At 69.6% G+C, this 21,717-nt stretch carries 22 protein-coding genes; 4 read left to right on the top strand and 18 right to left on the bottom strand.

Annotated elements, in window-relative coordinates; genetic code table 11:
• Positions 1-12: 12 nt before the first annotated feature.
• From VNJ48_RS20665 to VNJ48_RS20690, 6 genes are all read right to left on the bottom strand, one after another.
• Positions 13-633: a hypothetical protein gene (locus VNJ48_RS20665; RefSeq protein WP_325605665.1), complete on the bottom strand. Its 621-nt coding sequence runs from the start codon at positions 631-633 to the stop codon at positions 13-15.
• 40 nt (positions 634-673) lie between these two features.
• On the bottom strand, positions 674-1,987 hold the full coding sequence (locus VNJ48_RS20670) for a nucleotide sugar dehydrogenase (protein WP_325605667.1): 1,314 nt from the start codon (positions 1,985-1,987) through the stop codon (positions 674-676).
• On the bottom strand, positions 1,984-2,988 hold the full coding sequence (locus tag VNJ48_RS20675; protein WP_325605669.1) for a Gfo/Idh/MocA family oxidoreductase: 1,005 nt from the start codon (positions 2,986-2,988) through the stop codon (positions 1,984-1,986). The genes VNJ48_RS20670 and VNJ48_RS20675 overlap by 4 nt, the downstream gene beginning before the upstream one ends.
• Positions 2,988-4,082: a DegT/DnrJ/EryC1/StrS family aminotransferase gene (locus tag VNJ48_RS20680; protein WP_325605671.1), complete on the bottom strand. Its 1,095-nt coding sequence runs from the start codon at positions 4,080-4,082 to the stop codon at positions 2,988-2,990. Before VNJ48_RS20680 ends, VNJ48_RS20675 begins: the two co-directional genes overlap by 1 nt.
• Positions 4,079-4,684 (bottom strand): acyltransferase, encoded by a 606-nt coding sequence (locus tag VNJ48_RS20685; RefSeq protein WP_325605673.1) that lies wholly within the window; start codon positions 4,682-4,684, stop codon positions 4,079-4,081. Before VNJ48_RS20685 ends, VNJ48_RS20680 begins: the two co-directional genes overlap by 4 nt.
• A gap of 136 nt (positions 4,685-4,820) precedes the next feature.
• Positions 4,821-5,435 carry a sugar transferase gene (locus VNJ48_RS20690; RefSeq protein ID WP_325605675.1) on the bottom strand — a complete coding sequence of 205 codons (615 nt, stop codon included), beginning with the start codon at positions 5,433-5,435 and terminating at the stop codon, positions 4,821-4,823.
• Between the two features lie 105 nt (positions 5,436-5,540).
• On the opposite strand from VNJ48_RS20690, the gene VNJ48_RS20695 reads away from it, so the two are divergent.
• Positions 5,541-6,215, top strand: coding sequence for an acetyltransferase (locus VNJ48_RS20695; protein ID WP_325605677.1), 675 nt, complete (start codon positions 5,541-5,543; stop codon positions 6,213-6,215).
• 24 nt (positions 6,216-6,239) lie between these two features.
• Here the strand turns inward: VNJ48_RS20695 and VNJ48_RS20700 are convergent, their stop codons facing one another.
• On the bottom strand, positions 6,240-7,337 hold the full coding sequence (locus VNJ48_RS20700; RefSeq protein WP_325605679.1) for a glycoside hydrolase family 16 protein: 1,098 nt from the start codon (positions 7,335-7,337) through the stop codon (positions 6,240-6,242).
• Positions 7,338-7,477: 140 nt separating this feature from the next.
• Here VNJ48_RS20700 and VNJ48_RS20705 point away from each other — a divergent pair, with 140 nt between their 5' ends.
• Both VNJ48_RS20705 and VNJ48_RS20710 read left to right on the top strand, forming a co-directional pair.
• The gene (locus VNJ48_RS20705; RefSeq protein ID WP_325605681.1) at positions 7,478-8,824 is read left to right on the top strand and encodes an O-antigen ligase family protein; all 1,347 of its coding nucleotides are present in this window, start codon (positions 7,478-7,480) and stop codon (positions 8,822-8,824) included.
• Positions 8,821-9,798 carry a glycosyltransferase gene (locus VNJ48_RS20710; protein WP_325605682.1) on the top strand — a complete coding sequence of 326 codons (978 nt, stop codon included), beginning with the start codon at positions 8,821-8,823 and terminating at the stop codon, positions 9,796-9,798. Before VNJ48_RS20705 ends, VNJ48_RS20710 begins: the two co-directional genes overlap by 4 nt.
• 3 nt (positions 9,799-9,801) lie before the next feature.
• On the opposite strand, the gene VNJ48_RS20715 is transcribed toward VNJ48_RS20710, so the two are convergent.
• The 9 genes from VNJ48_RS20715 to VNJ48_RS20755 form a co-directional block, all read right to left on the bottom strand.
• Complete coding sequence (locus tag VNJ48_RS20715) at positions 9,802-11,199, bottom strand: MFS transporter (RefSeq protein ID WP_325605684.1); 1,398 nt, start codon at positions 11,197-11,199, stop codon at positions 9,802-9,804.
• Positions 11,196-12,371 carry a M20 family metallopeptidase gene (locus VNJ48_RS20720; protein ID WP_325605686.1) on the bottom strand — a complete coding sequence of 392 codons (1,176 nt, stop codon included), beginning with the start codon at positions 12,369-12,371 and terminating at the stop codon, positions 11,196-11,198. Before VNJ48_RS20720 ends, VNJ48_RS20715 begins: the two co-directional genes overlap by 4 nt.
• Before the next feature lie 5 nt (positions 12,372-12,376).
• On the bottom strand, positions 12,377-13,129 hold the full coding sequence (locus tag VNJ48_RS20725; protein WP_325605828.1) for an amino acid ABC transporter ATP-binding protein: 753 nt from the start codon (positions 13,127-13,129) through the stop codon (positions 12,377-12,379).
• 52 nt (positions 13,130-13,181) lie between these two features.
• On the bottom strand, positions 13,182-14,114 hold the full coding sequence (locus tag VNJ48_RS20730; protein WP_325605688.1) for an amino acid ABC transporter permease: 933 nt from the start codon (positions 14,112-14,114) through the stop codon (positions 13,182-13,184).
• Between the two features lie 43 nt (positions 14,115-14,157).
• Positions 14,158-15,150 carry a transporter substrate-binding domain-containing protein gene (locus VNJ48_RS20735; protein WP_325605690.1) on the bottom strand — a complete coding sequence of 331 codons (993 nt, stop codon included), beginning with the start codon at positions 15,148-15,150 and terminating at the stop codon, positions 14,158-14,160.
• Positions 15,151-15,415: 265 nt separating this feature from the next.
• A complete protein-coding gene (locus VNJ48_RS20740; RefSeq protein WP_325605691.1) occupies positions 15,416-16,315 on the bottom strand; it encodes a MurR/RpiR family transcriptional regulator in 900 nt (299 codons plus the stop codon).
• Positions 16,312-17,727 (bottom strand): cyanophycinase, encoded by a 1,416-nt coding sequence (locus VNJ48_RS20745; RefSeq protein WP_325605693.1) that lies wholly within the window; start codon positions 17,725-17,727, stop codon positions 16,312-16,314. Before VNJ48_RS20745 ends, VNJ48_RS20740 begins: the two co-directional genes overlap by 4 nt.
• Positions 17,728-17,831: 104 nt before the next feature.
• On the bottom strand, positions 17,832-18,416 hold the full coding sequence (locus VNJ48_RS20750; RefSeq protein ID WP_325605695.1) for a TetR/AcrR family transcriptional regulator: 585 nt from the start codon (positions 18,414-18,416) through the stop codon (positions 17,832-17,834).
• A 23-nt stretch (positions 18,417-18,439) separates the two neighbouring features.
• The gene (locus VNJ48_RS20755; protein ID WP_325605697.1) at positions 18,440-19,885 is read right to left on the bottom strand and encodes a fatty acid desaturase; all 1,446 of its coding nucleotides are present in this window, start codon (positions 19,883-19,885) and stop codon (positions 18,440-18,442) included.
• Positions 19,886-20,015: 130 nt separating this feature from the next.
• Between VNJ48_RS20755 and ppgK the strand changes: the two genes are divergently transcribed.
• Positions 20,016-20,768: a polyphosphate--glucose phosphotransferase gene (ppgK, locus tag VNJ48_RS20760; RefSeq protein WP_325605699.1), complete on the top strand. Its 753-nt coding sequence runs from the start codon at positions 20,016-20,018 to the stop codon at positions 20,766-20,768.
• Positions 20,769-20,827: 59 nt separating this feature from the next.
• Here the strand turns inward: ppgK and VNJ48_RS20765 are convergent, their stop codons facing one another.
• Positions 20,828-21,100, bottom strand: a complete 273-nt coding sequence (locus VNJ48_RS20765) for a hypothetical protein (protein ID WP_325605701.1) — start codon at positions 21,098-21,100, stop codon at positions 20,828-20,830.
• Positions 21,097-21,594, bottom strand: a complete 498-nt coding sequence (locus VNJ48_RS20770; RefSeq protein WP_325605703.1) for a MarR family winged helix-turn-helix transcriptional regulator — start codon at positions 21,592-21,594, stop codon at positions 21,097-21,099. Before VNJ48_RS20770 ends, VNJ48_RS20765 begins: the two co-directional genes overlap by 4 nt.
• Positions 21,595-21,717 lie beyond the last annotated feature (123 nt).

The raw sequence follows: 21,717 nt of genomic DNA on the forward strand, positions 1-21,717 counted from the left end.
GCGGCGTGGCGTTCACGGTCGTGCTTCCGCGGCCTCTGTCGACGCGGTGTAGCGCAGCAACGCCCAACCGACACCGAGGCCGAGTCCCATCATGAGCGCGAGCAGCATGATGCGGGGCGCCCCTGACGAGGGGGCTACCACGAATCCATCTTCAGAGCTGATGAGGGTGACCCGGACCGCCCCACTGTCGTCCTGTGGTTCGTCCACCTCCGCGATGACCTCGGGGAGCAGCTGGACGTAGGTGTCGGCGACCTTCTTGGCCTGCTCTTCATCGCCGTGGGTGACGTTGACGTTGAGGACCGTGGTGCTCGAGATGGCGACCGCCGACACGGTTCCGACGTCACTGCCCTCACCCAGCTCTTCGATGACTCGCTCCGCCATCGCGGTGCCATTGACGAGCTCCGCGTAGGACAACGTCCGGGCCGTCAGGCCGGACTCCTCGTAGGTCTCACCATCGGGCGAGTCGGTGCCCGGCACGGTCAGCAGCACCTTGCGGCTCGACGCGAACTGTGGCTCGGACGATCTCGCCGTCGCAAAAGCCACCGCGCCGCCGATCAGGAGCGCGACGAGCACCGTTGCCACGATGACTTTCCAGCCGGCCACGAGAGCGGCCCGGTATTCCTTCATCTCCACGGTTGCCTCCTGCGGATCTGCTCCACTGTGACGTCGCGCATCAGTTGCCCACCGATGACTCGGGCGTCCCCACGCCGACCACGAGGACCTCCGGCGTGCCGCCCAGGTCGATGCGGAGGCCGGGGCGGCCGTTGACGACGAGTCGCGATCCCGGGATGTCGGCACCAGTCAGCTCGGCGTACTCGGCGTGGTCGGACTGCACCACGACCGCATCGACGTCGGAGCCGAGGTGGTGAGGCGTCAGGCCGAGACCCGCGAGCTCCTCGTCGGAGTACATCGGGTCGTGGACGGTCACCACGGCACCGTGCTCCTGCAGGGAGCGCACGGTGTCGAAGACGCCGCTGAACGCCGTCTCCTTGACGCCGCCGCGGTAGGCCGCGCCGAGCACCGCGACCCGCACGCCCGTGAGGTCTCCGAGCCGCTCGGCGAGTCGGCCCACGACATGTGCCGGCATGGCCGCGTTGGCCGCTCGCGCCGCGCTGACGACCGTCGCATCGGCGTCACCGGACAGGTAGAGCCTGGGGTAGACGGGAATGCAGTGTCCGCCCACCGCGATGCCCGGCTGGTGGATGTGGCTGTAGGGCTGGGAGTTGGACGCCTCGATCACCTGGTGGACGTCGATCCCGGTCTTCTCCGCGAAGACGGCGAACTGGTTGGCCAACCCGATGTTGACGTCGCGATAGGTGGTCTCGGCGAGCTTGGCCATCTCCGCGGCCTCGGCCGAGCCGAGGTCCCAGACGCCGTTGCCGCGCTCGAGGTCGGGGCGCTCGTCGAACGTCAGCACCTGCTCGTAGAAGTCGCAGGCCGCGGCTGCGCCGGCCGCACTCAGTCCACCGAGGAGCTTCGGGTACTTCCGCAGGTCGGCGAAGACCCGGCCGGTCAGCACTCGCTCGGGTGAGAAGACCAGATGGAAGTCGTGTCCCTCGCGCAGGCCGCTGTCGGCCTCGAGCATCGGCTTCCAGCGGTCTCTCGTCGTGCCCACCGGGAGGGTGGTCTCGTAGATGACCAGGGTGTCGGTCGTCAGGTGCTTGCCGATGTCGTGGCTCGATGTGTCCATCCAGCCGAAGTCGGGTCGACCATCGCCGTCGACGAAGAGCGGGACGACGACCACCACGGCGTCGGCGGACGGGACGGCGTCTGCGTAGTCCGTCGTCGCACGGAGGTGCCCGGACTTCACCAGCCGCTCGACGTATTCGTCGAGGTGGTCCTCTCCCGGGAACGGCACGTCGCCGGCGTTGATGGTCTCCACCGTGGCGGCGTTGATGTCGACGCCGGTCACCTCGTGACCCCGGTCCGCGAACTGCGCTGCGAGGGGCAGCCCGATCTTGCCCAGGCCGATGACTGCGATCTTCATGTGGTGATCAACTCCGAGACGTGGACGGTGCGCGACTCGCGGGCGGACTGCAGGCAGGCCTCGGCGACCCGGACCGTCTCCATGCCCTCGCGCATCGTGATGATCTCGGTCGCCTGACCGAGGACGGCGTCGCGGAAGTTCTCGTGCTGGACCCGCAACGGCTCCGGCTTGGGGATCGCGAAGCGGGTCACGTTGCCCTCGCTCACGCCGCGGAACGACTGGACCTGGTCCCACTCGGTGGCGATGACGCCGTTCTCGTGGAAGGTGAGGTCGCCTTGCAGCGTGTCGGCCACGAAGGCGCCACGCTCGCCCGTCACCACGGTCAGTCGTTCCTTCATGGGTGACAACCAGTTGACCAGGTGGCTGACCACGGTGCCGTTGGCCATCATCGCGGTGACGGAGATGAGGTCCTCGTGCTCACGACCGCTCTTGTGCGCCGTCTGGGCGGAGACACTGGCGTATGGCGACTGGATCACCCAGCCCGTCAGGTCGATGTCATGGGTGGCGAGGTCCTTGACGACCCCGACGTCGGCGATGCGGTTGGGGAACGGCCCCTGACGTCGGGTCGCGACCTGGTAGATCTCACCGAGCTCCCCGTTGGCCAGGCGCTCGCGCAACGAGCGGAGGGCCGGGTTGCACCGTTCGATGTGCCCGACTGCGTTGACCAGCCCACCGGACTCGAACGCTGCGACGAGCTCCTCGGCGGACTTGATGTCGGCGGCCAGGGGCTTCTCGATCAGGGTCGGCACGCCTGCGGCCGCCAGCTCGAGACCGGCCGCGAGGTGGTAGCCCGTCGGGGCAGCAACCACAGCCATGTCGAGACCGAGCGCGACGAGAGCCTCGACGGTGTCGACCACCTGGGCTCCGCCGGCAACACCGTGCCGGTCACCGGCCGGGTCGGCGACCCCGACCAGCTCGACACCATCGATCTCGCGCAGCACCCGCGCGTGGTTGCGTCCCATCATGCCGATGCCGACCAGTCCGGCGCGCAGCGTCGTCATCAGGCACCTGCCTTCGCGAGCGCGTTGACGGCGGTGACGATGCGTTCGAGGTCATCCTGGGACACCGAGGGGTGGACCGGCAGCGAGAGGCATTCCTTGGCCGCCTGCTCGGTGACCGGCAGGTCGTCAGAGGTGGCGAACGGCGCCAGGCGGTGGTTGGGAATCGGGTAGAACATGCCGGATCCGATCGAGTATTCGTCGCGAAGAGCGCCCGACAGGCCGTCGCGACCCTCGGGGACTCGCACGGTGTACTGGTGGTAGACGTGCTCCGCGCCGTCGGCGACCGGTGGCGTGACGACGCCCTCCAGGTTGTCCGAGAGGAAGCGGGCGTTGGCCTGGCGGGTGGCCGTCCAGGCGCCGACCTTGGTGAGCTGCACGCGACCGATCGCGGCATGGATGTCGGTCATCCGGTTGTTCAGGCCGACGACCTCGTTCTCGTACTGACGCAGCATGCCCTGGTTGCGGTAGAGCCGGACCAGTCGCTCGGTCTCGTCATCAGCCACGGAGACCATGCCGCCCTCGCCCGACGTCATGTTCTTGGTCGGGTAGAGCGAGAACATCGCGAACTGTCCGAACGCCCCGACGGGCGTGCCGTTCAGCGAGGCCCCGTGTGCCTGCGCGGCGTCCTCGAAGATCGCGATGCCGTGCTGGGTCGCGAGGTCCGCGAAGCCGACCATGTCGGCCGGGTGGCCGTAGAGGTGGACCGGCATGACGGCCTTGGTCCGCTCGGTGATCCGGGACCCGACGCTCGCCGGGTCGAGGCAGAAGCTGTCCAGGTCGATGTCGGCGAACACCGGCGTCGCGCCGGTGAGGGCGACAGAGTTGGCCGTGGCGGCGAAGGTGAACGACGGCACGATGACCTCGTCACCGGGCCCGACACCGGAGGCGAGCAGGCCGATGTGCAGGCCCGAGGTGCCCGAGTTGACCGCAACGCAGGCACGGTCCAGGCCGAAGTGCTCGGCATACTCGGACTCGAAGGCGGCGACCTCCGGGCCCTGGGCGATCATGCCGCTGCGCAGCACCCGGTCGACGGCCGCGCGTTCCTCGTCACCGATGAGTGGCTTCGCGGGTGGGATGAAAGCTGCTTGGGTCATGATTCCTCCAGTGCGAGCCCGTCGGGGGTCTCCCGATAGCGCTCGCTCGTCTCAGGGCAGATCCAGAGTCCGGGTTCGGACTCCTCGAGTCGCCGACCGGCTCGGCCGACCCACCCGATGCGGGCGGCCGGAACACCGGCGACAAGTGCGTGGTCGGGGACGTCCTTCGTCACCACGGAGCCTGCGGCGACGAGCGCCCACTGGCCGATCCGCAGGGGGGCGACGCACACGGACCGTGCGCCGATCGCGGCACCGTCACCGATGGTCACGCCCACGGGCTCCCAGTCGGCTGCGGACTTGAGCGTGCCGTCGACGGACACGGCGCGGGGATAGGTGTCGTTGGTCAGCACGACGGCGGGGCCGATGAAGACGCCGTGGCCGAGCACAGCGGGCTCGTAGACCAGCGCGTAGTTCTGCACCTTGCAGTTGTCACCCAGGGTGACACCGGGACCCACGTAGGCGCCGCGTCCGATGACGCAGCTGCGACCGAGCACGGCGTTCTCGCGCACCTGGGCCAGGTGCCAGACAGAGGTGCCCGTGCCCAGGGAGGCTGCGTCGTCCACGTCTGCTGATGCCACGATGCGGGCGTCGTCATGAGTCATGCCCCATCCCCCTCTGGTTCTGTGTGTCTGCGGCCCTTGACACGTTCGTCACGTGTCCGTTCGAAGGCGACCAACGAGCACTGTAACGGCTCTCGTCCCCACGCCTTTCTTCCCCAAGTCGCCCGGATGCTGCTGCTCACACCGGACGCCCGCGGCTGGGCGTCGAGCCCGTGAACTCGGGCATCGTGACTGAGTCCTGAGCGGCGATGCCGTCTCGTCGCAGCACCTTGCCCACCGTCGCCACGAGGATCCTCAGGTCCCCGAGCAGCGTGTGCTGGTCGACGTACTGCACATCGAGCTCGAACTTCCGCTCCCAGGTCAACGCGTTGCGGCCCGAGACCTGCGCCAGGCCCGTCAGTCCGGGGCGTACGTCGTGGCGGCGGGCCTGCTCTGCGGAGTAGAGCGGGAGGTAGCGCATGAGAAGCGGTCGTGGGCCGACGAGGGACATGTCCCCCCGCAGGATGTTCCACAGCGACGGCAGCTCATCGAGGCTGGCGGCGCGCAGGACACGGCCCACCTTCGTCAGGCGGTCAGCATCGTCCACCAGGCCGCGTGCCGGGTCGGGGTCGAGCATGGTGCGGAACTTGATCATCTCGAACGGCTCGCCATGCAGGCCGGGGCGCTGCTGGCGGAAGAGGACAGGCTTCCCGAGGCGACTGCGGACGAGCAGCGCGACGATCCCCTGGACGGGCAGGCTCACCACGAACACCGGAGCGGTCAGGAGCAGGTCGAACACTCGTTTGCGTTGCACTCTGCTCCAGTCCTCCACGTCCGATTCGACCGCGGCGAGTATATGCGTCGGTGCCCCGCCACCCTGATCGCCGGATCCTCACGGAAGTCGTGGGAAAGTGACCCGGTGACCACTCCCCTCGTCGTTGCCGGTGCTGGTGGCTTCGGGCGCGAGACCCTCGACGTGGTCGAGGCGATCAACCTCGCCGCAACCTCGCCGGTGTGGGAGCTCCTCGGTGTCGTGGACGACGCCCTGACCGAGCTCAATCGTGAGCGCCTGGCGGCACGAGGAGCGCCCTTCCTGGGCACGATCGAGGAGTTCCTGCGCGACCACCACGAGGGAGCTTCCTACGTCGTGGGGATCGGCTCGCCTGCGGTCCGCCGACGAGTGGCCGCGCGCATCGACGCGGCGGGACTCACACCGGCCACGCTCGTGCATCCGAGTGCGACGTGCGGGGCCGTGTCCGTCCTCGGCCCGGGAACGGTGGTGTGCGCGGGTGTCACGATCAGCACCAACGTCCGGATCGGTCACCACGTGCACCTCAATCCCAACGCCACGGTCGGCCACGACACACAGCTCCACGACTACGTCAGCGTCAACCCGCTGGCCGGCATCTCGGGCGACTGCATCATCGAGGATGCGGTCCTTGTCGGCGCAGGCGCCATCGTGCTCAACGGCCTGCGCGTCGGGCGGGGTGCAACCCTCGGAGGAGCAGCCTGCGCGGTGCGGGACGTCCTCCCCGGCACCACCGTGGTGGGCGTTCCGGCCCGGCCGCTGGAAGCTCGCCCGGCCCGCGACTGACCCTGGCCGAGCGCAGGGCGGCCGTCACGGGGACGTGAGCGAGTAGACGCGCACCCAGTCCACCTCCATCACGCCGTCCTCACTCTGGGCGTCGAAGTCGAGGGAATCCGGACTGAGCAGGGCGACTCCGATGGTCTGTGGGAACGCGACGTACCCACCGGTGACGGTGTTCACCGGCTGGCCGTCGACCCGGAACACGAGCTGATCGACCAACCAGTCGACGGAGTACACGTGGAACTCGCCGTCTGCCCAGGGCGCCTGGTCGCGACGTACTTCCCGGACGTGTCGCTGCATCTTCCCCGAGGGGTCCAACCACCTCACGCCGGTCTCGAGCGCCGAGGGGGAACCGGGCACCGTCCCGGCGATCAGCACCCCGTCGTGATCGTCGTCGACGACCCACGGACTCGTCGCCCCGGCCGGCTGCAACCACACGCGCCCCGCGGACCCGGATCCGTGGGGGAACCGGACACGTGCGGCCACAGTGGCCAGACCGAGCTGGGAGTCGACGACGAAGTGCCCGTTCGTCCGGCCCACGCTCCCGCGGCGGTCGCACCGCACGTCCTTATCGAGCCCGACGGACAGCTCCAGGACGCCGTCCTTGATCACGCTCCGGTCCGGATCTGCACGCGAACACCGACCACTGTCAGCCGGTTGATCGACCGACTGCCACTCGAACTGGAAGGTCTCGTCCTCGAACTCCTCGCTGAGCCAGACGAGCGGGCCGTTCGTGCCGGCGGTGAAGCGCTGGGCACGTGCGGCGCCCTCGACCGTCGCCACTGCTCTGTACCAAGCGTCCCCGCTCGCGACGAAAGCCACCGAACCATCCGGTGACGTGCGCAGCGTGGAAGTCGACTGCCACCCTCCGTCCACCCACTTCTGGATCTCCACCGTGTGGCCGGCTCCGACCCCGTCGACGCTGACCTGCCCGCTGTAGCCCGCGTCAGCGGCAGGCTCGGGAGTCGGGCCGGGCGCGATGAGCCGCGGCCCGAGCTGCACCGTGATCCCCGCGCCGTCGACATACGCGCTCTCTCGCGGGCCCACGCCCGTCGTGCCGGTCGCCGCGATGGCCACCCCGGCGACCGCGCCGGCCAACGCCAGGGCCAGACGGGCGGGACGTCGCATGTCAGGCAGTCTCCCTCACCGAGCAAATCCCGCCCAAGTTCTCGTGACCTCCGTGCTGCCGCGTCCGTGCCAGTACGCTGACACGGCTGTGAGGGCATGGCTCGCGTTGCTCGGCGCGTTGACAGGTGGGAGTTTCGTTGGTGACCCGGAACTGGGTGGGCGGCACCGCCACCGTTCCTTCCACCGCCGAGCGAGCGGCGCGCTTCCCGGTGATGGACCACTGCCGGACGATTGCCGGCGCGCTGGGCGTGGCCGTGGCCGTCTTCTTGCTGTCCAATCCCCTCACGGTGGTCCCGGACTTCCGTGATGCCTGGCTCTGGAGCGCAGCGGCAGTCACCCTGGTCACCCTCATCGGCCTGACCCGGATGCGACGCCCGGTCGTCCCATGGCTGGTCCTGTCGCTCGTCGGGTGGAGTGCGTTGTCCTACTGGTGGTCGATCTCGCCGTCGATCACCCGGACCTGGCTGTTGTTCTTCGTGCTCGTCACGGTGATGGCGATCCTCGTGGAAGCGGCCGTGCCGATCCACGGGGTGGCGGCCGGCATCGCCCTCGGCGCGGCAGCCCTCGGCGCGGTTTCTCTCTGGCAGGCGCGGCAAGCACTGCCGATCTTCGACGTTGCCTGGTCCGATCCCACCTACCTCGACGGGGTCGGCACCCACCGGAACATCCTGTCCTATTGCGCAGTGTTCGGGATCGCTGCTCTGCTCGCGGTCGTGCCGGGACGTTGGACTGCATGGCTGGCGTGGGCACCGGTGTTCGTGTTGCTGGCCGTCACGACGTTGCTCACCAAGTCGGCCACCGGCCTGGTCGCCGTGCCCGTCCTCGTGCTCACCACAGTCGCCCTTGCCCACAGCCAGGTCGTGTTGCGTTCACCGACGTTTCGCTGGCGGCTGCTGGTCGCTGGGGCGGGAGTCATCGCCCTCATCCTCCTGGTGACAGGTCCACTGCTCAGGGCGCTCGGCCGCGATGCAACGCTGTCGGGGCGAATCCCCCTGTGGGAGGCGACCATCGAGGTGGTGCGGGCTCGACCCCTCACGGGTTGGGGCGTGGGCGCCGTCTGGCCACATGCGTGGCTGCCAGCTCCGGCCAACCCGGTCGCGGACTCGATCTCGGGGCGCATCGGGTTTGGGGCTGCCCACGGCCACAACTCGTTCATCGACGCCTTGGCAGAGGTCGGCATCATCGGCGTGACCCTGGCGGTCCTGTGCTACGGCTCGCTGCTCCGCCAGGCGTTCGGGCGACTCGCTGCCAGCACTGAGCCGGGGTCGGCGGATCCGGGGTCGGCGGACCCGGGCCCCGAGCTGGCTGCGGTTCGACTGGTTGTCCTGCTGGCTCTTGCGTTGCTCGTGTGCGGCCTCACCGAGCCGGTGCTCCAGACGCCGTTGGGCTGGTTCTTGACCGTCCTGATCGCCTGCGCGGCAGCGAGGTCGGCCCTCCGGACCACAGGGCCGTGGCACCCCCTCCGCACCACGAAGGAGTTCCGATGACGCCGAGGACGTTCCTCACGGTGATCACCCGCACCCAGGGACGGCGACCGGGGCTGCTGGCCGAGACGCTGGACGGCCTCGCGGCGCAGACGGACCAGGACTTCGAGGTCCTCGTCGTGCGACACCGGGTCGCCGCTGAGCAGGCAGCCGTCGTTCAGCAGGTCGTCGACGAGCTCCCAGCGGGACTACGAGCGCGGACGCGGGTCACCGATTCAGTCCGTCCGGGGCGCTCCTCGCCGCTCAATGACGGCTTCGAGGCCGCACGTGGCGACTACATCGCGATCCTCGACGACGACGACCTGGCCCTACCCAACTGGGTGGCGACCTTCCATGTCATGGCGGCCGCGCACCCCGGGCGGGTGCTGCGCTCGGTCGCGGTGCGACAGCCGGTGCGCGCCGAGGTCGGCCCCGACGGCCCGAAGGCGGTGGCAGTCGCACCGGCGGACCGCTTGTGGCCGGACACCTTCCACTTCGTCGACCACCTCCTGGTCAACCACACGCCCCCGGTTTCCCTGGCCTATCCGCTCACGGTCTTCCGGGACCTGGGCCAGCGGTTCGACGAGTCCCTCGACACCACCGAGGACTGGGACTTCCTGATGCGCGCCGCCAGCCTGGTGGGTGTGGCCAGCAGCCCGACCGAGACCTGCACCTACCGCTGGTGGGTCGAGGGGGAGGGCTCCCGTGCAGAGCACACCGAGGCCGAGTGGGTCAGCAACGAAGACGTGGTCCGCGCCAAGCTCGACGCGCTCGACCTGCGCCTCCCGCCCGGGTCGGTGTCCCGGCTCCATCACCTCGTGACCGAGCGGGATGACCGGATCGCCGCCCTCGAGGCCGAACGCGATCGCGAAGCCGCCAACGCTCAGCAGCTGCTCGGGGAGGCGCAGGCCTATCTCGCCCGCCTCAACGAGGCCGAGGAGCGCATCCGTGAGCAGCGCGGCCGGATCCAGAAGCTGCGCGCGCGCCTTGCGGAGTGAGCCTCACTCCGGCATGCGCGGCGGGATCGTCAGCCACGACACCACGCCCCCGAGGGCGAGCAGCACCGCGCACGCCACCATCGCGATCGGGTACGCCGCATCGAAGACCCGCGGGTCGGCATACTCCGCGCCCGACAACCCCACCGCGGTGGGCAGCGCCGCGACCGCCATCAGCGACCCGGCACGCGCGACCGCGTTGTTGATGCCGCTCGCGATACCGGCCTGGCGGTCAGGGGCCGCGGCCAGCACGGTGGCCGTCAGCGGCGCGACCATCAGGGCCAGGCCGAGCCCGAAGACCGTCACGCCGGGGAAGACGTCGAGCCAGTAGTTGACGTCGGCATCGGCGCGCAGGACCAGGACGGTGCCGAGCGCCATCACGAGCGGGCCGATCGTCATCGGGATCCGCGGCCCGATCCGGCTGCCGAGCTCGCCGCCCTTCGCGGCGAGGAACAGCATGCAGACGGTGATCGGTAGCGTCGCCAGGCCTGCCTCGAGCGCGTTGTAGCCGCTCACCGTCTGGAGCTGCAGCACGAGGAAGAACGACATGGCTCCCAGCGCGGCGTAGACCAGGAAGGTCATCACGTTCGAGGCACTGAACGTCCGGTCGCGGAAGAGTCCCGGGGGCATCATCGGCGTCTTGGTGCGCAGCTCCTGGACCAGGAAGGCGACGGCGGCGAGCAGGCCCAGGACCCCCGCCCACACCGCTGCCGGGCCGCCCCACTCGATGAGGGCGAACGTGATGCCGCCGAGTGCCAGCGCCGCCAGGACGGCGCCCGGCACGTCGAAGTGCCCAGCCGACGACGGGTCGCGGGTCTCGGGCACCCAGCGCCACGCGATCAGGACGGTGACGACCGCGAGGGGAAGATTGATCAGGAAGATCCAGCGCCACGACGCGTGGTCGACGAGCACGCCGCCGACGAAGGGGCCGATGGCGGCCGCCACCCCGCCGAGCCCGGACCACGCTCCGATCGCCTTGCCGCGGTCCGCGGGCACGAAGGCGCCCTGGATCATCGCCAGGCTGCCCGGGGTGAGGAGTGCCCCGCCGATCCCCTGCAGGATCCGGGCCACGATCAGGACCTCGGCGCTCGGGGCGAGGCCGCACAGTGCGCTCGCCAGCGCGAACCAGACGGTCCCGACGATGAACATCCGGCGACGACCGAGCCGGTCGCCCAGCGACCCGCCGAGCAGGATCAGGGCGGCCAGCGAGAGGAGGTAGCCGTTGTTGATCCACTGCAGCTGGGCCAGCGAGGCGTCCAGGTCGTCACCGATGGTGCGGAGCGCGACGTTGACCACGCTGCCGTCGAGCCAGGTCATCCCCGAGCCGAGCACGGCAGCCGTGATCACGGCCCGTCCCGTCGGCGTACCCATGTGGATGCCAGCGGGAGCCGAGGGCGACGTCACGGTCTCGAGGATAGGCGCGGCTCCCCCGCGAGCTCGGCGATCAGCCCGGCCAGCAGCACGACGCGGGGCACCACGGAGGTGAGGTCCAGCCACTCGAGTGGCGAGTGGTCGTTTCCTCCGACCGGGCCGAGACCGTCCAGCACCGGCAGTCCCGCGGCCGCGAGCAGGTTGGCGTCGGCAGATCCCCCGGTGCGGGCGAGGCCGACCTCCAGACCGAGTCGGCCGGCCACCGCCAGGGCGGCGTCCGCGAGCGCGGTCGAGGCGGCGTCGGGCTCCCACGGGGGCGCGGCGGCCTCCAGCGCGATGGACACGCGTGCGCCGTCGAGGGTGGCTTCGCCGAGCCGGTGCACCTCGGCGACGACCGCGTCGAACGATGCGGTCGTGGCCGCGCGCACGTCCGCCACGACCCGACCCTGCGCCGGAACCACGTTGGGCCGCTCACCACTGGCGACGACGCCGACGTTGACCGTCACGCCCGGCCAGCGACCGTTGAGCCCACCGAGCGCGACCGCCAGCCGGGAGGACGCGACGGCGGCGTTGATGCCGCGCTCCGGCTCCACCCCGGCATGAGCGGCGCGGCCGGTGATCTCGAGGACGACGTCCACGACACCCTTGCGGGCGATGACCAGGCGTCCGTCCTCGCGAGCACCCTCCAGGCACAACCCGACGTCGTGGCTCCGGGCCAGGTCCTCGAGCAGCGCCCGTGAGGACGGCGAACCGACCTCCTCGTCGGGGGTGGCGAAGAGGGTGAGCGTCGCGAAGTCGTCGAAGCCGCAGGCCTGGAGCGCCGCCATCGCGGTGATGCCCGAGAGCAACCCGCCCTTGTCGTCGCACACGCCGGGTCCGGTCGCGATCTGGTCGCGTACGGCGAAGGGTCGCTCAATCGCCGTACCGGTCGCGAACACCGTGTCGAGGTGGCCGCACAGCAGGATCCGGGCAGTACCCCGCCCGTGCAGCCGGCCCACCACGGCCGGGGCGCCCGAGACGCAGGCAGGTCGCTCCACGACAGCACCGAGACCACGCAGTCCGACCTCGACGCGATCGCCGACGCGGGTCACTCCCAGGGTGTCGTGCGACCCGGAGTCGATCGCGACCAGCTCGGCCAGCTCGGCGACGTACGCGTCGAAGCGTCGCTCCGCCTCGAGGCGCAGCGCGGGGATCAGGTCACCCATCCCGCTCAGAGGACCTTCGAGAGGAACGACCGGGTGCGCTCGTGCTGGGGGTTGTCGAGGACGTCGGAGGGTGCGCCGGACTCGATGACCATTCCCTCGTCCATGAAGGTCACCGAGTCGCCGACCTCCTTCGCGAAGCCCATCTCGTGGGTGACCACCACCATGGTCATCCCGTCGCGGGCCAGATCACGCATGACCTCGAGGACCTCGCCGACCAGCTCGGGGTCGAGCGCCGAGGTGGGCTCGTCGAAGAGCATGAGCGGGGGTCGCATGGCCAGCGCCCGGGCGATCGCGACCCGCTGCTGCTGACCTCCGGAGAGCTGCCCTGGATAGGCCTTGTCGCGACCGGTCAACCCGACGCGCTCGAGCAGCTGGAGGGCGTGCGCCCGGGCCGCCGCCTTGGTCTCGCCGCCCACCAGCACGGGGGCGTGGGTGATGTTCTGCAGGACCGTCATGTGCGAGAAGAGGTTGAAGCGCTGGAAGACCATGCCGATGCGGCGGCGTTGGGCGGCGACGTCGCGCGGTCGCAACTCGTAGATCTTGTCGCCCTTCTGGCGGTAGCCCACGAGCTGGCCGTCCACCCAGAGTCGTCCCCCCTCGATGGTCTCGAGGTGGTTGATGCACCTGAGGAAGGTCGACTTGCCCGAGCCGGACGGCCCGATCAGGCACGCCACCTCGCCGGGACGGACCTCGAAGTCGATCCCGCGCAGCACCTCGGTGCGGCCGTAGGACTTGCGCACCCGGCTCGCCCTGACCATCAGGTCGTCCACGGGGGTGCCCTGCGTGGATTCCTGGCTCAGCTCGGTCATCTCACTTGCCCCTTCCGGTCAGCCATCGCTCCGCCAGCCCCGTGCGCGCCGGCCCGTGACCTCGACCGAAGCGACGCTCGAGGAAGTACTGCCCCAGGCTCAGCACGCTCACCATCGCGAGGTACCACAGCGCAGCCACGAGGAGCAGCGGGATCACCTGGAAGTTCTGCGCGTAGACGCTCTGGACCGAGGTGAGCAGGTCCTTGCCGCCGATCACCGAGACGAGGGCGGTGGACTTCAGCATGGTGATGGTTTCGTTGCCCATCGGCGGCACGATCACCCGCATCGCCTGGGGAAGCGTGACGGTCCGCATCGTCTGCTGCCCGGTGAGGCCCAGCGCCTGGGCGGCGTCGTCCTGGCCCTCGTCGACCGAGGCGATCCCGCTGCGCACCACCTCGGCGGCATACGCGATCTCGTTGAGGGAGAGAGCCAGGATCGCCGCGACCAGCGGGGTGACCACGTCGTTGGTGCTGACGTCGACGAGATACCAGTCGGTGAACGGCACTCCCAGCTGGATGCGTTGGTAGAGCGCCGCCAAGAAGCCCCAGAAGATGATCTGCACCAACAGCGGCGTACCTCGGAAGAACCACACGAACAACCAGGACCCGATCCGCAGCACGGGGTTGTGCGACAGGCGCATGACGGCGACGCCGACCCCACCGACCGTGCCGATGACCATCGCCACCGCGGTCAGCATCAACGTCACCCCGACGCCCTGCAGGACGAAGTCGGCGAAGAGGTATTCCCCGACGATGCCCCACTCCATGTTGGGGTTGCGGGCCAGCGACCACAGGAACGAGGCGCTGAACAGGACGACGACAGCTGCTCCCGTCCATCGTCCCCAGTGGCGCAGGGGGACGGCCGAGATGTTGTCGTCGGGGCGCTCGCCCACCTCGTCATCGATGGTCGAGCTGGTCGTGGTCGCTGGTGTCATGCTGCTCATCTCCCGCGGTCAGGGGGTCGGGTCCGGTCGGGGATCAGTCGACGGCAGCGTCGATGGTCGCCTTCTCGATCCCGATGGCCTCCTGGCCGTGCTTGGCCAGGATCTTGTCGTAGGTGCCGTCTTCCATCAGGGACTGGAGGGCGGCCTGGACGGCCGCGGCCAACTCGGTGTCGGTCTTGTTGAAGCCGATGCCGTTGGGGCTTGCCTGGTAGCCGTTGGGCTCGGCCGGGTCCTCGACGACCTCGACCTTGCCGACCAGCTTCTCCGCGTCGTCGAGCAGGTTGACCCGGGTGGCTGCGATCGCGTCGGCCTTGCCGGCGAGCAGCGCCTGGACCGCGTCGGTGTTCTGGGGATACTCGGTGACCTCGATGGGCTCCGAGCAGCTCTCGTCGCTGAAGGTCGCGAGCAGCTCGACCTGCTTGGAGGCCTTCTGCGCGGCGACGACGCGCCCGCAGAGGTCTTCCAGCGTGGCGATCCCCTCGGGGTTGCCGGTCGCGACGGCGATGCCGGTGCCCGACGCGCTGTAGTCGACGAACGTGGCCGTGGCCTGACGCTCGAAGTTGTCGGTCACCCCGCCCACGATGGCGTCGTACTTGCCGGCCTTGAGGCCGGGCACGAGACCGTCGAACGGCTGCTGCGAGAAGGGCGCGGCCACGCCGAGCCGGGCGGCGATCGCTTGGACGAGGTCGTAGTCGAGGCCTTCGAAGTCCTCGGTGTTGCCCTCCTCGACGAAGTCGATGAAGGGCGGGTACGGCGCATTGGTGCCCACCGAGATCTCCTCGGTGTCCGCCGGCAGCATCTCGCTCAGCTTCTCGTCGACCTCGACGGTGCCGACGCCCTCGATCTCGAGGCTCGACTTGCCGGCCCCGGCAGCGCCGGCCTGCGCGCCCTCGGCGTCGTCGCTGCCGCAGCCGGCCAGCGAGAGGGCCAGCGCTCCTGCTACTGCGATGCCGACGAGGCGGCGGGTGTCGGCATGTCCTGGGACGAGGGAGAGGCGGAACGGGTTGAGCCTGGTCGATGCCTGCATCGGGAATCCTTCCGGTCCGGCCCGCGGGCCGACGGTTGTGAGGTCGCGACTGCGACGTGTGATGGAACACACGTTACATGTCGTTCTCTACAATCGGAAGGTGTAATGGATGAGTCATCTCTGTGTGCACAGCACTGCGGTGTCCTGGGCGGACCCCAGGTCACGGCACACGGGCTCGAGCTACCGAACAGTCCGGGGGTCGAAGCACTGCCTCCACCCCGCAACTGTTCGGTAGCACCACGCAACGTCAGGACTGGCGCCGACGTCAGACGACGCCGTGGCGCCGGCTGACCTCCTCGAAACGCTCGAGCCGCCGCTGGGCGTCGTCCCCGCCCGCAGCCAGCACGCCTGCGACCAGCACCTCCATCAGCGCCAGGGCCGGGACCAGGCTGTCGTAGACCGCGATGGCGTCCACACGCACCGGCAGCACCACGTCGGCGACCGACGAGATCGGCGAGAGCCAGCGGTCGGTGACCAGGACGATCTTGGCCCCCGCCTCCGAGCAGCGCTCCGCCAGCGTCTGGGTCGCCGGCTCGTAGCGACGGAAGTCGAAGAGCACCAGCACGTCGCGCCGGCCGATCTCGAGCAGCACGTCGGCTCGCTCCACCGGCCGTGAGGGGATCATGTGTGCCTCGCCGCGGATCTGCATGAGGTGCAGCACCAGGTACTCCGCGATGAGCCGGCTGAACCGGCCCCCTTCGGCTGCGACGCGGAACCGCCGGTCGGCGAGCAGCCTGATCGCCTCGGCGACCTCGTCAGGCGGCAGGGTCTCGAGGGTCCGCGCGGTGGCTTCCGGCAGGAGCTGCCGGCCGCGCGCCAGCACGCTGGCGTCGTCGGCGGGCTGAGTCCCCTGGGCCCGATCGACGTCGCCGGCCAGCAGCGCGAGTGGTGAGGCGGTCCGCTCGGCGATCTCGGCGCGCAGCGCGTTCTGCAGGTCACCGAAGCCGTCGAAGCCGAGCCTGCTGAGGAAGCGCAGCACCGTCGGCCCGCTGGTCTCGGCCCGTTCGGCCAGGCTCGCCACGGTGTCGAGTCCTGCCGCCGGGTAGTCCGACAGCAGGGTGCGACCCACCCGGCGCTCGGCCGGGCTGCACCGCCCCAGGCCATCTCGCACGCGTTCGCCGACCGTTCCGGCCATGACCCCTGGTGTCTCCTGCGATCCCGTCACGCCTCGTAACGTACGTTACGAGGCGCCCGACGGCCCGGTGCGCCTCTCTGGACTCCTGAGATCTCCACCTGCAGTCCGGTGAAGGACGTGCCGCCACCGGTGGTCCACGCCGCGGTGTCGCCGTCCTGCGTCAGGACCGTGGCGAAGCGAGGATCCGTCTCGTACGTCGTCCCGGTGGCCGACTCGCCGCCGGAGCGGACCAGGGCCACGGCGAGGTCGACGAGGCTGTAGGTGCCGGGGTTCTTGGGGGCCAGCGAGTCCCAGGCATCGGAGATGGGAGCGGGGGCGGGTCCGGAGCCGACGAGCGGCGCGCTCTTCGGCGCCGCGGTGATGCGGCCGCCTCGGAGGTCGACGCGGTCGCCGCGGGTCAGGTAGGACCAGGAGGCGCTGTCCCCCTCCACCTGCAGCAGCGACACTCCGTTGCGCCCGATGACCTCGCCCTGACGGCTGCCGCGGTCGAGCACGAGGGCCGTGGTCTCGTCGACCCCGATGACCTGGCGGTGACCGGTGTCGGCGGCCAGGCGGATCATCCGGGCCTGTCGGCCCCAGGTGCCGAAGTGGCTGTCGAGCAGCGAGCTCTTCCACAGCCCGAACCCGCCGTACGGCAGGTAGCCGAGCGTCGTCGGGTCGTCGAAGTAGCCGCGCTGGGCACCGTCGCGCCAGCCTTCGTACGACTCGCCCCCGGTGACCATGTCCTCGCCCTGCAGGATGGTGAGGCCGGCACTGATGCCGGCGACGACGCCATCGCCGCGCAGCACGGAGCGGACTGCACCGAGCACGCGAGTGGGCCGACACGAGCGGTAGGCCTCGTCCTTGGCCGGCCGGCAGTCCAACAGGGTCCGCACGTAGTCGGTCTGGTCTCCGCCGCCGAGGAACACCGCATCGGCGTTGCGCACCTGGCGAGCGACCGCCCTGGTGTCGGCCCCCTGCGGGCCGTAGGCGTCACCCGGGAAGGCATTGCGGGTGGTGTCGATCGGGACGGCGTACGTCATGGCGCCCAAGCGCTTGAATAGCTCTCCGTAGTAGAGGCCGTTGGCTGCGGCATTGTTCTCCTCGGAGTCGGCGGCCTCGGCCGCTGTCTCAGCGGGGGCTGCGGCTGCGGTGAGGAGGGCGATCACCGGCTTGCGCCCGCCCGGGCCGTCGGGGTCGGCCTCCTGGACGATGCGGCGCAGGATCTCGGCGTTCTCGTCGAGCGCGCCGCCGATCATCACCAGCGTTCCGGGCGAGCCCTTCTTCTGCTCGGCGGCTGCCTGTGCGCGAGCGGCCACCGCGGTGGTGCTCGTGGCGCCCATCGCGGGGACGACGGGGGCGGCCGCGAGCATCACGGCCGCGGACGCAAGACCGACAAGGACTGAGGCGGGACGGGTCGACGGCACGGGACCTCCGGTGATGTTGTGGACGTTACGAATCATGGTGCGACTACGCCAAACGTAACGCCTATCACAACGCGCGTCCAGACCCTCTGTCGTCCAGCTGGACCGCTCAGGCGAGAATCGCGCCGAGAAGTTGTTGTCGCTCAGCCCAGGACGCGCCGGGCAAAGAAGCCCAGGCTGGCGGCGGTGCGAGCCGGCGTGCCGCTCGGTTGCATCACGTGGCTCAGGACCACGCGAACGACCATGTCGATGGCCCCGTCGAGCTCGGCCGGCGCGAGTGGCGGCTCGTAGGCGGCCACGCGCTCGGTCACCGCTGCCTTCGCCAGCTCGAGCAGCGGCGTCGAGTGCGTGGTGAGCAGGGGCAGGAGCTCGGTGTCGGCGCCGTGGGTGGCGGAGACCACCGCGTGGAGCAGCTGGTTGTCCTGGGCATGCTCGAGCACGGCGAGGATCGCGCTCTCCAGCGCGCCCGAGAGGTCGTCGGGGTGGTTGTCGAAGGCGCTGGTCACGACCCCCAGGAAGCTCTCGAGCTCGGCCAGGATCATCGCCTCGGCCAGCGCCTTCTTGGTGCCGATCTCGTTGTAGACGGTCTGCCGACTGACTCCGACGGCCTCGGCCAGCCGGCCCATCGTCACGTTGGCCCATCCCACTTCGGTGGTCATCTCAACGGCCGCCGCGACCATCCGGCCGTGGAGCGTCTTCTCCCCGACGAGTCCACCGCGCACAGGCATGCCGTCGAGTCTAGGACAGCCCTCTAGGCGAGAGACCCGTCCAACGAGGGGTCGAACGGCACGAAGTCGGCCTTGTCGCGCACGCCGCAGTCCGGGCAGGTCCAGTCGGCCGGGATGTCGACCCACGCGGTGCCGGCTGCGAAGCCCTCGTGCTCGTCGCCGGCAGCGACCTCATAGACGTAGGAACAGCCGGGGCAGCGAGCCGCCAGCACCTCGACCGCCAGCAGGCCGGGCGTCGCGTCCTCGGCGGCCTTCCGCTCGGCCGCCGTCGGCGCGGGGTAGCGCGCGAGGTAGGCGGCGCGCTTGTTCGGGCTGACGTTGGCCAGGGTGACGTCACCATCGAAGTGCGCGACGACGCGGGGGTCCATCACGCGACGCCAGATCGCGGGCACGATCGCCAGGATGATCATCCCGGCGTAGCCCGTCGGGAGCACCGGGGACTCCTCGAAGTCACGGAGTGCCTGGTAGCGCCGCGTCGGGTTCGCGTGGTGGTCGCTGTGCCGCTGGAGGTGGTAGAGCAGCACGTTGGTGGCGATGTTGTTCGAGTTCCACGAGTGGCTCGGCAGCACCCGCTCGTAGCGCTGACGCTCGCCGGCGCCGACCTTCTGTCGCAACATCCCGTAGTGCTCCATGTAGTTGACGACCTCGAGCAACGAGAAGCCGACAACCGCCTGCAGCACGAGGTACGGCGCAATCTCGATCCCCAGCCAGGCGATCATCGCGCCCCACAGGACCGCGGTCATCACCCAGGCGTTGAGGACGTCGTTGCCGAGCCGGAACGGGTGCAGCTTCTTGCGGGCGTACCGACGCTTCTCGATGCGCCAGGCAGACGTGAGGGAGCCGAAGACCGTTCGCGGCCAGAACTGGTAGAAGTTCTCGCCCAGCCGGCTGCTGGCCGGGTCCTCGGGGGTGGCGACGCGGACGTGATGACCGCGGTTGTGCTCGATGTAGAAGTGGCCGTAGGCGACCTGGGCGAGGGCGATCTTGGAGAGCCAGCGTTCGTTGGCCTCCTTCTTGTGGCCGAGCTCGTGAGCGGTGTTGATGCCGATGCCGCCGATGCATCCGATGGAGATGGCCATCGCGATCTTGTCCAGCATCGAGAGGCCGCCCATCACCTCGGGGTTGGCGAGGAGGTAGAAGGCGCCCACGAAGCCGACGTACTGGATCGGCAGGAAGAGGTAGGTGATCCAGCGGTAGTACTTGTCGTTCTCCAGCGCCTCGATCACGTCGTCCGGCGGGTTGGAGCGGTCGAGTCCGGCGACGAGGTCGATCGCAGGAACGATGACGAGCACCACGATCGGACCGATCCAGAACCACACGCCCCAGCCGGTCAGCTGGTGGAGCCCGACGCCGATGAACGCCAGGCTCGGCACCACCAGGCCGATGAGCCACAGGTAGCGCTTCTTGTCCTTCCAGCCGTCGGTCGATCCGGCTGGGACCGTGCCGCTCATCGAGTCGCTGAGGCTCATGGGACTACCTTCCTGCAGGAGACGTTTACATGACCCTAAGGTTTGTACACCGATTTGACAATAGGTAGTGCTTTGTCAAGTTGGCAGACCCGCAGTGACGCGACAGACGCCGCTCGGGCAGGCTGGTCCCATGAGCAATGACCACCCGATCGGCATCGACTTCGGCGGCACCGGCATCAAGGCGGCGGTCGTCGACCTGAGCGCGGGCGACCTGGCGAGCAACCGCGAGAAGATCCAGACCCCCCAGCCGGCCACGCCCGACGCGGTGGCCGAGGTCTTCGTCGAGCTCGTCGGACGATTCCCGGCCTCCTCGTCCCGGATCGGGGTCACCGTTCCCGGCGTCGTACGCCACGGGGTCGTCCACTCCGCCGCGAACATCGACCCGGCCTGGATCCACACCGACGCCGACGCCGTGTTCACCGCTGCCCTGGGTCGCGAGGTGCATGTCGTCAACGACGCCGACGCTGCTGGCCTGGCCGAGGTCGAGTACGGCGCAGCCAAGGGTCAACGAGGTCTGGTCATCGTCACCACCCTCGGCACGGGCATCGGCTCCGCGCTGATCCACAACGGGGTCCTCGTGCCCAACTCCGAGCTCGGACACCTCGAGATCGAGGGGTACAACGCGGAGTCGCGCGCCGCCAACTCGGCCCGGGAGAAGGAGGAGCTGTCGTGGGAGGAATGGGCCGAACGGCTGACGACCTACTACCGGGCGGTCGAGCGGCTCTTCTCCCCTGAGCTGTTCGTGGTCGGCGGCGGGGTGAGCAAGTCCAGCGAGGCCTTCCTGCCCCTTCTCGACATCGAGACGCCGATCGTGGCGGCGCAGCTGCGCAACGCGGCCGGCATCATCGGGGCCGCGCTCGTCTCCTCGCAGGCGCACTCCTAGGACCCGGCCGGGCGGCACCCGCGGGGCGGCCGTGGCACGCACACCGACCGGTCCTGTGGTCATCGGCGTCTGATCCGCGCGACGCCGTTGACGAGGTCCACCTCCACCGGCTTGTCGTTGCCGTCCGGACTCGGGATGACCGCCCCCTGGTTGTCCTGCGACTGGAGGTCACGGTCGGAGCGCGCTCGGGCCGGGTCGAAGACGTCGATGAAGTTGCCCAGACTGTCGGCCATGGCGCTCGACCGGTGCCCTGGTCGTCTGAGCCGCTGGACCATGGCCACCACCACGAGACCCAGCACCAGCACACCGACGAGCGGGAGGACGAGGGTCATGGCGAGTTCTCCCCGGGTGTCGGCTCGGTGATCTGACGGAACGCCTCCGTGGCGCCCCGGAGGTAGCGCTCGACCACAGCACGTTCGGCCGGATCGAACGACTCATCGAGCTCGCGCAGCGCGCGGAACATCGGCAACAGGCGCCGGAGCACTTCTTCGCGCCCGGACGCGGTGACCAGCACCTGGGTCCGGCGGCGGTCCTCGGCGTGCGGCGCGCGCGTCACGTGGCCGTGACTGGTCAGGCGGTCCACGATTCCTGTCGCTGCGGCCGTGCTGACCTCGAGTCGACGTGACAGCTCGGCCGGCCCCAGGGGTTCGCGGACCAGGTGCTCGAGGGCGACGAGCTCGGACTCGCTGAGTCCTGCCTGCCGCGCCACCACACCACGTACCCGCGCGCCGGCCTCCGTGCACTCGCGCAGGGCGTCGAGGCTGCCCGTCTGCCGCCACGACGCCGCGAAGGCGGTCGCGGGTGCGTCATCAGCGGACGTGTGCATATACTTCACCTACTTAGTGACTAACATGCTTAACCATTATGCATTGATTTCCTCAGGAGGAGAGCTCGATGGCAACCCACACCCTTCCACGCGCCACTGAGGGCGTGGCCCGAACCCGCGTTT

Origin of the sequence: Nocardioides sp. (genome assembly GCF_035576065.1) — a bacterium.
Lineage (GTDB): Bacteria > Actinomycetota > Actinomycetes > Propionibacteriales > Nocardioidaceae > Nocardioides.